The 12,355-nt window shown below is 67.4% G+C and carries 7 protein-coding genes and 1 CRISPR repeat array (1 of these 8 running past the window's edge); of the genes, 5 read left to right on the top strand and 2 right to left on the bottom strand.

What is annotated here, in order from left to right; translation table 11 throughout:
* A CRISPR array of direct repeats spans positions 1 to 228; the repeat unit is 28 nt; unit sequence GGCTCGGAAAGGGGTCACTCCTATATCA; it reaches 92 nt to the left of the window's first position.
* 235 nt (positions 229 to 463) lie between these two features.
* The 3 genes from G5C50_RS22060 (at position 464) to G5C50_RS22050 (ending at position 4,302) form a co-directional block, all read left to right on the top strand.
* The gene (locus G5C50_RS22060) at positions 464 to 1,819 is read left to right on the top strand and encodes a hypothetical protein (RefSeq protein WP_165073021.1); all 1,356 of its coding nucleotides are present in this window, start codon (positions 464 to 466) and stop codon (positions 1,817 to 1,819) included.
* A gap of 261 nt (positions 1,820 to 2,080) precedes the next feature.
* Positions 2,081 to 2,908 carry a leucine-rich repeat domain-containing protein gene (locus G5C50_RS22055; protein ID WP_165073019.1) on the top strand — a complete coding sequence of 276 codons (828 nt, stop codon included), beginning with the start codon at positions 2,081 to 2,083 and terminating at the stop codon, positions 2,906 to 2,908.
* 2 nt (positions 2,909 to 2,910) lie between these two features.
* Positions 2,911 to 4,302, top strand: coding sequence for an inorganic phosphate transporter (locus G5C50_RS22050; protein ID WP_165073017.1), 1,392 nt, complete (start codon positions 2,911 to 2,913; stop codon positions 4,300 to 4,302).
* 12 nt (positions 4,303 to 4,314) lie between these two features.
* Here G5C50_RS22050 and G5C50_RS22045 read toward each other — a convergent pair whose 3' ends face one another.
* On the bottom strand, positions 4,315 to 4,704 hold the full coding sequence (locus G5C50_RS22045) for a tetratricopeptide repeat protein (protein ID WP_165073015.1): 390 nt from the start codon (positions 4,702 to 4,704) through the stop codon (positions 4,315 to 4,317).
* Positions 4,705 to 5,196: 492 nt separating this feature from the next.
* Between G5C50_RS22045 and G5C50_RS22040 the strand changes: the two genes are divergently transcribed.
* Positions 5,197 to 7,455, top strand: coding sequence for a hypothetical protein (locus tag G5C50_RS22040; protein ID WP_165073013.1), 2,259 nt, complete (start codon positions 5,197 to 5,199; stop codon positions 7,453 to 7,455).
* Between the two features lie 13 nt (positions 7,456 to 7,468).
* Here the strand turns inward: G5C50_RS22040 and G5C50_RS22035 are convergent, their stop codons facing one another.
* The gene (locus tag G5C50_RS22035; protein ID WP_165073011.1) at positions 7,469 to 9,415 is read right to left on the bottom strand and encodes a cytochrome c peroxidase; all 1,947 of its coding nucleotides are present in this window, start codon (positions 9,413 to 9,415) and stop codon (positions 7,469 to 7,471) included.
* A gap of 283 nt (positions 9,416 to 9,698) precedes the next feature.
* Here G5C50_RS22035 and G5C50_RS22030 point away from each other — a divergent pair, with 283 nt between their 5' ends.
* Positions 9,699 to 12,242 (top strand): tetratricopeptide repeat protein, encoded by a 2,544-nt coding sequence (locus G5C50_RS22030; protein WP_165073009.1) that lies wholly within the window; start codon positions 9,699 to 9,701, stop codon positions 12,240 to 12,242.
* The last annotated feature ends 113 nt before the right edge of the window (positions 12,243 to 12,355 follow it).

The following is a 12,355-nucleotide window of genomic DNA, read 5'->3' as shown; positions in this document are numbered from 1 at the left end:
GGCTCGGAAAGGGGCTCGGAAAGGGGTCACTCCTAAAGGGCTCGGAAAGGGGGGCTCGGAAAGGGGTCACTCCTATATCAAGGCTCGGAAAGGAGGCTCGGAAAGGAGGCTCGGAAAGGGGTCACTCCTATATCAGAGGCTCGGAAAGGGGTCAGGCTCGGAAAGGGGTCACTCCTATATCACCAGGAAAAATAGGTGGAGGCTCGGAAAGGGGTCACTCCTATATCACCAGGAAAAATAGGTGGTCTAGGCGATCTGTCGAGGCCGCGAAGCGTCGCGGGCCGTTGCGCGACCGTCGCCGATCGCATGCCCACGACGGGCGTGGGCAGGGCACCCGGCATATTTGGATTATTCGGCAGGTCGGCCGTCGGAAAAGTCGCGGTAATTGGAATCGTCTCGCTCGTCGTGCGGATCGTCCCAGCTAGGTGACCTTCCCGCCGCGACCTTCGAGGAGATTCGCATCATGCCCGCCACCGAGGCCCAGATCCGCGCCAACCGCGAGAACGCGCAGAAGTCCACCGGGCCGAAGACCGAGGCCGGCAAGGCGCGGGCCCGGATGAACGCGCTCAAACATGGGCTGCGGTCGAAGTCGCCGAGCGTCTTGCCCCATGAGGATCCGGCGGAGCTGGAGGCTCGCATCAGCCTCTGGGTCGCGGATTGGGAGCCTCGGAACGCGATCGAGAGGGCGCTCGTGGAGCGCGCGGCGAAGGCGTCGTGGGCGCTGGAACGCGCGGAGCGGTATGAAGCCGCGTTGATATCCAGGCGCGTGCGAAGGGCGATGTCAGGGTCGCGGGCGGAGGGGGTCGATGCCCTGGGGAGGAGGCTGCTTCTGACGGTCGGCGAGCCGGCGGGGATCGTCGCGGAGCTGGAGGGGTCGCCGGAGGGCGTCCGCTGGCTGCTCGCCCGCTGGGGCGAGGTCGGCGCGCTGCTCGAATCGGGCGAGGCGTGGGGCGACCCCGACAATCACCGGTTCGTCCGGCTCCTGGGCAAGCGGCCGGTGGACGCCGTCGACGACCCGGCCTTGAACGCGATCTTCCTGGCCTGGGAAGTGCTCGCCGAAGGCGGAGGCGGCGAGTTCTGGGAGCGCGTCCACGCATTCTCGATGCGCCGCGACCCGTCCTCCGGCGGGGCCTTCGAGAGGGATCGGCATTGGCGCGAACTCGCCCCCCGGCCGACCGACGAGGATGAGGCCAGGGCCCGGCTGCGGGCGGTCGTGGAAGGGGAGGTTTCGCGGTTGAGCGACATCCTGGCCGAGCTGGAAGAGGCCGAGGGCGACGATGACCTGGAGCGGGCCGAGGCGGCCTCGTTCCTGGCCAACGAGGCGGGTGAGCGGCTGCGGCGATACCAGTCGGCGCGGTCGCGCGAGATGTTCCGGGCGATCCAGATCCTGACGAAGATGCGAAAGGACGCGGCGAAGCTCGATCGGGACCAAAACGGCCTTTCGCCCTCACGGGGGAAGGTGGCCGCGCAGCGGCCGGACGAGGGGAGATCGGCGGCGGATTCGGAGCCGACGGCCGGGGACGCGCCCGACGCCGGTCGTCCCCCTCATCTGACGCCTTCGGCGTCTGTCTTCCCCCGCGAGGGGGGAAGATCGTTTTCGGCACCGCTCGCCCCGAAGTCCGACGACCCTCACCCGGTCCTCCGAGCCGCCCTCTTCGGGGTGGAGAGGTGGCGAGATGATCTCGCCGCCGCGAAAAACGCGACGAACGAAGCCGACGGCGTGGTGACGGAAACGCTTCTGAATCAACAGCTTATCGATGGCGTGGCTGGCCATGCTTCGCCGCGATCGAAGCCAAAGCGGAGCCGATCCGCTCTGTGAGGGGGGGGCCGCGTCATGACTGCCGCCCCTGCGATCAACTTTCGGCGAGGCCGAACGGGAGGCGTTCTTACGCGACCTTCGATCAGGCTCGGTTCGACGTCGCGGATCCTAGAGGCGGCTCGATCGGCCGGGACGCAAGACGGCCTACGGGGTGGCCTGGCCCTGACCGCTCGCGTATCCTCAGAGCCGTTCGGCGCGAGGTTTTCGATCTTTCGGGCGATACTGGATTCAGGCCCGGCCGCCGATGGAGGGGAATCGACGATGACGGCGACGAAGGTCTTCCGATGGTCCGCGGTTCTCGCGATCGCGACGGTGGCGACGACGGCCCGGGCTGACGGCCCATTCCCCGACAAAAACCTTGAAACGGCCGTCCGAGCCGTCCTTAAACACGAGCCGAACGTCGAATTGACCGATGAAAAGCTCCAGAACGTCTACGTCCTGGAGGCGGTCGGCAAGGAGATCAAGGACCTGACCGGGCTGGAGAAGTGCAAGAATCTGGCGCTGCTGCGGCTGTCGAAAAACCAGGCCGCGGACCTCAAGCCCCTCAAGGATTTGAAGAATCTCCAGTCCCTGGATCTGGCCGAGAATCAGATCGCCGACCTCTCTCCGCTGGCCGGATTGAAGAGCTTGCAGTATCTTGAATTATCGAAGAATCAGATCGTCGATCTTGCCCCCCTTGCCGGATTGACCGATTTGAGCGCCCTTTACCTGGGCGGCAACAAGATCGAGGACGTCAACCCGCTGGCGTCCCTGACCAAGCTGGCGTCGCTGGGCCTGGGCGGGAACCGGGTGAAGGACGCCGGCGCGATCGAGAAACTGACGAAGCTGTCGACCCTGGACCTGCGGGACAACCTCATCGAGGACGTTCGGCCCCTGACGAAGCAGCCGGACCTCAAGCTCCTGATGATCGAGCGCAATCAAGTCAAGGATCTGACGCCTCTCATCGAGGCGGCGAAGGCCGACGCCGCAGGCGCCAAGCTGTTCGCCCCCTACCTGCGGCTTTACCTCGACGGCAACCCGCTGCCGGAGGCTGGCCGTTCCTCTCAACTGGAGGCCCTCAAGGCGACTGGCGTTCGCGTTGAAGGGTGATCATGACCGATTTTCTCGACGCTCTGGGACGTCTCGACGTTTCATCCGCCCTGGTTCTCGCCATCGCATTGGCTATCGCCTTCGGCTTCGAGGTGGTCAACGGCTTCCATGACACGGCCAACGCCGTGACCACCGTCATTTACACGAGGACGCTCAAAGCCACGCCGGCGGTCCTTTTCTCCGGGTTCTGCAACTTCCTGGGGGTGTTGCTGGGCGGAACGACCATCGCCTTCAGCATCGTCCACCTCTTGCCGGTCGACCTGCTCATCGACGCCGCCAGCCGGTCGGCCGTGGTCATGGTCCTGGCTCTCCTGATCGCCGGCATCTCCTGGAACCTGCTGACCTGGTGGTTCGGGATCCCGGTCTCCAGCTCGCACACGCTCATCGGCGCGATCCTCGGCGTGGGCCTGGCGAACGGCCTGATGAGCGGGCAGGGGGTGGCCGCGGGAGTGAACTGGGGCAAGGCGAGCGAGGTCGCGATGGCGCTTCTGATCTCGCCGGCGATCGGCTTCCTGGCCGCCGGGATGCTGCTCTTAGTCGCGAAGAAGCGGATCAAGGACCCCTCGCTGTTCGTCCCGCCCCCGGAAGACCCCGACGCGCGTCCCCCGGGGTGGATCCGCGCGACCCTTCTTGCAACCTGCGGCGGCGTCAGCCTGGCGCACGGGTCGAACGACGGCCAGAAGGGGATGGGCCTGATCATGCTGGTGCTGATCGGCCTACTCCCCACGGGCTTCGCCCTGAACCTCGACGGCGACGCCTGCAGCGCGCGGGCCGCCGCGACCGAGATGCAGCAGGCCCTGCAGGCCGAACCCTCCCCCTTGCACCGCCAGGAGATCGAGCGGCTCGACGAGGTGCTCGCCCGGCTCGACGGCAAGCAGTCGCTCCGCGAGGTTCCCTATGATCAGCGGATCACCCTCCGCAACCTGATCTTCCAGGTCGATCGGGCCCTGGTACGCGACCGCGACGCCGTCCCCGACCACCGCCTGGCCGCTCTGGACGCCCCCCGGAAGCAGCTTCGCGAGGCCATCGAATACGTCCCGAACTGGGTCGTGCTGGGCGTGGCTCTCTGCCTGGGGGTGGGGACGATGTTCGGCTACAAGCGGATCGTCCTCACGGTCGCTGAGAAGATCGGCAAGACCCACCTGACTTACGCCCAGGGCGCCAGCGCGGAGGTCGTCGCGATGGCCACCATCGGCGCGGCGGACCTGCTCGGCCTGCCGGTCAGCACCACGCAGGTGCTGTCCTCGGGGGTCGCCGGCACGATGTGGGCGAACCGTTCGGGGGTCCAGATCGCCACGGCGAGGAACATCGCCCTGGCCTGGCTGCTGACCTTCCCCTGCTCGATGCTCGCCTCCGCCTGGATCTTCGTCTGCGGCCGCCTGGCTCTGGGCTGACGCGCCCTGGCGTCAGTCCAGCAACGCCCGATACTTCGGGTCCTCGTCGACGAAGATCGCTTCTTCCTCGATGTCGAACGCCAGCCGGAACTGCTCCCCGGCGCGGCGGTGGTCGCCCAACTCGTAGAGGCACTGACCCAGGCGGAAGTGGAGGAACGCGTTCTCCGTTCCGCCGGGGAGGCTCAGGGCCCGGGCCAGGTCGTCTCGGCCCTGGGAGTAATCCCCCTGGAGGAACCGGGTATAGCCGATGTTCCCCAGGATCCAGGCCGAGTCCTCATGCGCCTCCGCCGGCTCACCCAGCAGCGCCCAGGCCGACTCATAGGCCTCCAGCGCCTTGGCGAAGCTCCCCGCGTCGGCCAGGTCCACGCCCAGGTCGCAAAGCTCTTCGATCTCGTCGTTCACTTCGGCCTCGATGATTGCTGATTTCGGGACCACAACCGCCTTCCACCCTGCTTGAAGGCGGTCCGTCGAACCTGCATCGAAGTCATGGGCCCGCACGGCTTCGTTTGAGCCGTCGCCGGGTCGAACCCGGTCGACGCAACAGGCAAGCCGGATTCATTTTGGGCGTCGGAATCGGCGTTGGGCGGTTGGGTTCGTTCGGCCATTTTCGCGCTGGTCGTTCACAGGTCGTCCTCGGTCGTTGCAAGCCGCTCCGGAAGGAGGCCCAAGGGGCTCCCTCCATTCAATAGCATACGACCAGATCGCCTTTTTCGTCCGCGCCGATCAGTCGAGCCGCCGTTGGAAAACGGTCGACGACCTGCGTCGTTGGGCGCGAATTAATGAAAACGTGTTAATGGCTGTTGAGAATCCACATCGCCTGACTTGGCGGTCCGAGGATGCGTGTTACTATACGCACGAAGACGCGAGACCTGGAAGACTTCGAGGTGCAGCCAGATGATCAGCGGTCGGTCTCCTCGGGCGAGGGCGAAGGCGAAGGCGGTTCGGGGCCGGCGCGGGCGGACGCCCTGGCTGGAGGGGTTGGAGGATCGCACGGTCCTGACCGTCCAAACCCTAGCGACTGTCGCGGCCGACGGCGTGCTGACGTTGACCTTCCCCGAAGGGGGCGGCCACCTCTGCGTCGTCTCGGTGGAGAACGGTGAGTATCGCTTCTTCGACTATTGGACGGTGGACCGATTCCAACTAGTTTCCGACGCAGCCGGCCTCGTCTCGTCGGGCTCGGGGACGAGCGACTTCCGGATCCGGGGGATCACGGGGATCAACGTTGAGATGATCGCCGGCGCCTTGGTCCAATTCGGCAGCCTGGACGTGCCGGCGACGATCCACGTCGGCCCCAACGGGGGGGGCCTCAGCCTCGGCGACCTGAACTCCGATGGGCTCGCGGCGATTACGGCACCCGTCGTGTTCGAGTCGACGGCCGATCACCTCAACGACCTCGCGGGTTCCACGCTCCGGCTGCTGGACTACCGACGCTCGGGGGATATCGATTACACCATCACCTCGAACTCGATCGCGGCCACGGGCTTCGGCGGCGTGACCTACTCCGGGATCACCAGGCTGGAGATCACCGGTCCCACCGAGCCGAGCCCCGATTTGTCGCTCCAGTTCGACGTCCTGTCGACGCCGGCGGGCCCCACGTGGCTTTCGGGCTACGGGGCCCAGTCGGCGGTCTTCAACATCGACGCGACCCTCGGCCCCGACGAACGGCCGCCGTCAACCAATCCGGCCTTCACCGCCGCTCGCGTCGCCGGCTACCTGGAGCTTGAGCACGGAACCGAGTACAACATCAAGCGCACGCCGTCGCCGATCTGGATCAACAGCACCCAAGGGGACGTCAGCCTCACGGACGACGGCTCGACGGCGGGGATCACTCACGAAGTGACGATCGGCACGATGACGAGCTATGAGTCCCCCTGGGGGGGCCGAATCCTAATCGACGCTTCCGCTGACGAGGTGGCGCAGAAGGCTTTCCTGAACGCCAACGACCGCAAGGCCGTAATCACCGGCGCGACCCCGGTCGATATCGTGATGCGCCCGGACTTTTATGGAACGCTCGATTACCGCGCCCCGCGCGGTCAGGCCAACGCCCTGATTGTGAATTTGAACGGAGTTTCACCGCTTCCCGACGGCCCCGGGATGCTGAGTTACGACGGCGGTTCCAGCATCGCCAACGCCGATGCCGGAGACGGCCCGAGGTTGATCCTCATCGGGGATCCGATCCTGAGCGAAATGCACCTGGTTCGCGAGTATCCGTCGCGACTTCCCGGCATCAGCTATGAGGCGATCTCGCCCGACTCTGGCGGGATCAAGTTCGGCTGGGGCGCTGACTGGGGGGCCGATCCCCGATCCCTTGAGACCGTCGTCTTCCGTGGCCTCGCCGGAGGCGAGTTCGTCGACCTCGTATCGAGCGATGCTTTCACGCTCTGGAACCGTCGCGCTGCGGGCCTGGACATCACAATTGGGGCAGGCCCCGTCGTGGGGGGGATGCAGACGCTCGCGATCTCATCTCCGGGATTCGTCACCACCTGGGTGGCGAACAAGGGCCTCATCGACTTCTTCCTGTCCCCCTCCTTCTGGGGAGGGGCGAAGACCATCGATTACGCCTCGCAAACGCCCGTAACCGGCCTGGAAGAACTGCGGCTCCCCTACGACTTCAACGACGGAGTCGTCGCCGTTCCACCCGGTGCGACGACGAGCGTGGGGGCCGCTGTTCCTCCTACGGAGCCCGACTACATCCTCTACCCGAATCGCGAGTACGACGTCTGGGAGTGGGCGGAGGGCTTCCCCGAGGGTGACTCCGCGGCGGGCGGATCGGCCGGCACGGTCACCAACGAGGACGGAGATTCGGACTCCGAGCCCGAAGCGCCCACGCCCCCGGTCGACCCCACGCGCCCGGTCGATCCGAAGCCTCCGCTCGACCCGACGCCCACCGCACCAGTCTCCCCCACCAACGACTCCGGTTCGCCCTCCGGCCCGACCCCGCCAGAAGTGTTGGTCGGCGGACGCACATCCCTGTTCGGGACCGCGATGCGCACGACCGGGGCAGCATCGGGGTCAGGAGGATCGACCCGCCGGGCGGTCCTCCACGCCCTCCGCGCCGAGCGTCTGGCCCGCATGGCCGCGCTCCGGGCGGCTCGGGCGGAGAGACTCTGGCACGCGGCGGCCCACCTCCGACGAGCCTGGCCGGTGGGTTGAGCCGCCTCTCGTATCACAGCGAGTTCAAGAACGCCACGAGGTCGTCGATCTCGGCGTCGGTCATCTCGGTCTGGTCGGGGTGGCGGGTGCGGCGGAAGAGGTCAGAGAGGGAGCTTACGGAGCCGTCGTGGAGCAGGGCGGGGCGGTGAGCGACGCCTCGGAGCGAGGGCGGGTTGAACTCGTGGTTGCCGACGGCGTCGGCCAGGCCGACGTCGTATCGCATGGGGGTGGTGTAGCTGGGGGCCGTGTGGCAGGCGTCGCATCGGCTGGAGTCAAAGATCTCGCGGCCTCGCGCGACGGCCTGGGCTTCGGTAGAGATCGGCGGCGGCGGGGCGAGCGTCTTCAGATAGGCGGCGAGGGCCTCGACCTGGCGGGGCGACGGGTCGTGGGCGTGCATCGTCGTTTCCAGCGACTTGTGGATCTGCTCGTCCAGCCGCCGGACCTTCCCCAGCCAGCCGAACGGGGAGGTCTCGGCCACGCCCAGCAACGAGGGCGTCCGCTTGGGGGCGCCGTAGGTGTCGTCCCCCTTGGTGTCGACCATCACGCCGGCGGTATGGCCGTCCGTGTGGCAGGTCTGGCAGCTCATCCAGCCGTCCTCGGAGAGTCTGGCGTCGCGGAACAGGGCGGCGCCTTCTTCCACGAGCGAGGCCGGCTTGCGGGGGCCGTCGGCCGAGAGCGGGATCCTGGCCGCGAACCTCCCGGCGACCAGGTCGACCACCGTGATCGCGTCGTCGAACTCGTCGGCCGTATAAGCCGTCTTCGCCTCGGCGTCGATCGCCAGCGCCGAGGGTCCACGGCCGACGCGGATGCGTTCGTAGGGCTCGCCCAGGGCCAACGACGAGGCGACCTCGCCCGTCCCCGCCATCGCGGCGATCACTTCCCCCTTCGGCCCGAACGCGATCGCCGAGGGATCGGCCGTGCCGCCGACGAGTCCCGCCCGCCGCGAGTTCTTCAGCAACTCGGCGTCGGTCGTCTCGGGGCGGAGGCCCTCGATGCGGAGCAGACGCAGCGCCGGACTGATGACGAGCCCCCACTCCACGTCCTGCCGCGAAGTCCGGGCGTCATGGACGTTCCCCGCATGCTGGCCGACGATCGCCACGCTGCGGCCGTCGGCCGTGACCACGGGCCGCCGCAGGTTGTGCTCGGGGAGCGACCAGACGCGCAGGCAGATGTTCGCATTCAAGTTCTGTTTTATAAGCGTTCCCGGATTGGCGACGGCCTTCCCCCCTGGAGGGGGAAGGTGGCCCGAAGGGCCGGATGAGGGGGACGACCGGCCTGGCGTTGAAGTCAAGGCGTTGGATTCGCGATCGACGGCGGTCGTCCCCCTCATCTGACCGCTTTGCGGTCTGTCTTCCCCCTCCAGGGGGGAAGACACCGGAGAGGCGCCTTCGAGGCAGGCTCCCAGGTCCAGAAGCGCGATTTTTCCGCCGAAAGCGTCCACCACGACGGCCCTCTGCGACCCCGGCAACACGGCGGCCTCGCGTGGGCTGAACGGCAACGACATCGACCCAACGACCCGGAGCCCCGCCGAGCCGTCCCAGGCCACGAACGTCGCCGCCCGCGACCACCGCGACAACACCACCGCCCGGCGGCCGTCGCCGAAGACGGTGGCGCTGACCGGATCGGCGGCGACCGCGACGGCAGCCCTGCGCTGGATCTGGTTTCGATCGTCGTGTAGCAGGACGACCTCGCCCGCCGACTGATCGACGGCCAGCAAGACGGTCTCGTCCCCCGTCGTTCGGATGTCGGCAAGCCCTCGGCCGACCTGGGCTTCGCCGGTGACCCGCCGACTCTTCACATCGACGACCGAGACCGTCCCCGTCCCCCGGTTCGCCGCCAGGAGTTGCGAGCCGCCGTGTGTGAGCACGATCGCCTGGGGCCGTCTTGCCTCTTCCGCCATCGTTGCGGAGACGGCGGCCAGCGTCATCGCCAGAGCCATCCCGATGCGTCTGCCGATCATCGTCGCAGCCTCCGCCGTCCGGCCGTCGATTTCCACGCTCGCCGCATGATTCTACCTGATCGACCGATCCATGGCCACGCGAGCGTGGCCATGCCACCCAATGGCATAATCGACATGCAAGAGAACAAAAATGGGTGCCATGCCCACGCTTGTCGTGGGCATGTGATCGGCGGCGGATTCGCAATGGGTTCACGCACACGATCGTCGACTGGACGTTTCGGCGGGTTTCTGATATTCCGTGCTCGCCTGGGTGCAATGCGAATCGTCTCGGAGGGTTTGCATCATGACTGCGAGGGCGCCGAGGATTCCACGTCTCCTGATCGGTCTGGCCCTGGCCTCGGTCCTCGGGCCGTGGGCCCGATCCGAGGGTTTGCAGGTTGGACGACGCGTCGTCCTGCTCGAGGGCGGTTCGATCGAGGCGGAGGGCGACCCGCTCCGCTGGCCAGTGCCGTGGGCCGCCTCGCGTTTGTGTTTCGTCTGCAAGGTCGATCGCATCGACGGCGACCTGACGCGGCTCATCGACCCGAATTCCGGCGAGGCGGCGTGGGCTTCGACGGCGGACGTCGCGACGCTTGACGAGGCCGTCGCCGTGCTCACTGAACGCCTCCACGCGCGTCCCGACGACGCCCGGTCGTTCGCCGATCGGGGCTATCTCCGGATTCTCCAGGAGAAGCCCGATGAGGCCCTCGACGACCTGAGCAAGGCGATCCAGCTCGACCCCAAACTCGCCCGTTCCTACCTGCATCGGGCCAAGGCCCGCTCGGACCGGGGCGACCAGGACGGGGCGCTGGCCGACGTCGAGGAAGCCTTGCGGCTCGATTCGGCGATTCCCCAGGGACTCCTCACCCGCGCCGCGATCCGGGCCCGGAGAGGGGATCTTGATGGGGCGATCACGGACTGCGAGGTCCTGATCCGAGACGAGCCAGGCCCCGCCGCCTACTCCCTCCGCGGCGGCGTGCTGGCGAGGAAGGGTGAATACGACAAGGCGCTGGTCGATTTCGATGAGGCGATTCGACGCGATCCCGACGACGCGACGGATCGAGCCAACCGAGGTCTGATCCGCTCCGCCCGAAAGGACCTGGAAGGCGCCCTGAGCGATCTCGACGCCGCGGTTCGACTCGCCCCGGAGGACGCACGTTACCGGATCCGCCGCGGGTCGTTGCGTTTCTCCCGGAGAGACTTCCGCGGGGCCCTCGCCGACTTCGACGAGGTCCTCAAGAACAAGCCCGACGACGCCGGTGCGCTCGCGATGCGCGGTGAATGCCGGCGATGGCTGGGAGACCTGGCCGGTTCCCTCGCCGACTACGACACCGTAGTTCAACTGCATCCCGAGAATCCCCAGGCGTTCCTCGGGAGGGCCGCGACTCGGTTCGCCAGATATGATCTGGCTGGCGCCGCCGAGGACGTCGACGAGGCGTTCCGACGCGGGGTCGCGGGGGGCGACGCCGTCAAGATCCGTGGGGAGCTTCGCCGTTTGCAAGGACGGTTCGACGAGGCCGAGGCCGACTTCGGGGAAGCGATCAGACTTTGCCCCAACGATCCGGAATCGTATCTCGGGCGGGCCGCGGCGCGGCTCTACAAGAACGACCTCGCGGGCGGCGAGGCTGACCTGGCCGAGGCGGTCCGTCGCGGCGCCAAAGGGGGCGAGACGTCCCTCGTCCGCGGCGAGCTTCGACGTCGGCAAGGGCGTCTCGACGAGGCTGCGGCCGATATCGACGAGGCGGTTCGCCTCGGTCCCGATGCGTGGAACACGTACGCCGGGCGGGCGGCCCTGCGGTTGGAAACGGGAATGTTCGAGGACGCGATCGCCGATTGCGCGGAAGCATTCCAACGGGGCGCGGCGGGCTCCGAGGTCTTCGTCATCCGGGGCCTCGCGAGGCACGCTCTGGGGCGGATCAGCGACGCCTCGGCCGACTACGACGAGGCGATCCGCCGCGGGTCGAAGGATCCGCGAGTCTACGACGGCCGAATCCGCGCCCGCAAGAAGGCGAGCGTATGGGATCTGGACGGCCTCCTCGCCGACTACGACGAATGGATTCGCCTCAAGCCGGAGGAGCCGCGAACCCGTATCGGACGAGCGGAAATCCGGCGCCGCAAACTCATGTATGCCGAGGCGTTGGTCGACCTCGACGAGGCGATCCGCCTCGAACCGAAGTCGGCCGGGTCTTATATCAATCGCGGCGGCGTTCGCTACGCGACCCGGGACTTCGACGGTGCCGCCGCCGACTACGGGCGGGTCATCGACCTCGGCCGGGACGAGCCCCAGATTCGCCTGGCGAGGACGCTGGCTCTGTTCGCCGCCGGACGAAAGCCCGAGGTCGTCGCCGAGGCCCGAGCGACGGTCGCCGCCACCGCCTGGACGGGTCGCGAGCCGCTCTATGCCGCACTCCTCGGCAGCCTGGCGGCGCGCAAAGCCGGCGATGTCGCAACGGCCCGCGCCCTGCTGGACGAGGCCGCCGCTCGCGGCGACCGAGCGGTCTGGCCCTTTCCGATCGTCGAGTCGTTCCGCAAACCGTCCGCTCCCCGACCGGCCGCCGAACTCCCCCTCGACGGCTTCACCATGCGGGACCCAATCTCGGTCGCTCGCCAGCGAGAACGCGGCCATTTTCAGGACATTGGAGCGAAGCGAGACGACCTCGTGAAGCCGACCGCAACCGTTGGCGAGCGAACCGAGGCCGTCGCCTGGGCCGCACTCGACCACGCCGCGAACGGCCGTACCGCCGAGGCTCTCACCCTACTCCCCGATCTCCGGAAGACCTCCGATGTCGACTTCCTCAGTCAAGTCGCCGTCGTCGAGTTGGAACGCCTGGTCCGCGCCCTTCCTTAGGTAAGGCCGGTCCATGGCCGTGCCACCCAATCGCATTATTGACATACAAGAGAACAGAAATGGGTGCCATGCCCACGCTTGTCGTGGGCATGCGATCGGCGGTGGATTCAAGG

It is taken from the genome of Paludisphaera rhizosphaerae, assembly GCF_011065895.1.
Taxonomy (GTDB): Bacteria; Planctomycetota; Planctomycetia; order Isosphaerales; family Isosphaeraceae; genus Paludisphaera; species Paludisphaera rhizosphaerae.
The sequence above is the reverse complement of the archived record's forward strand: the minus strand, read 5'-3'. Positions and strand labels throughout refer to the sequence as shown.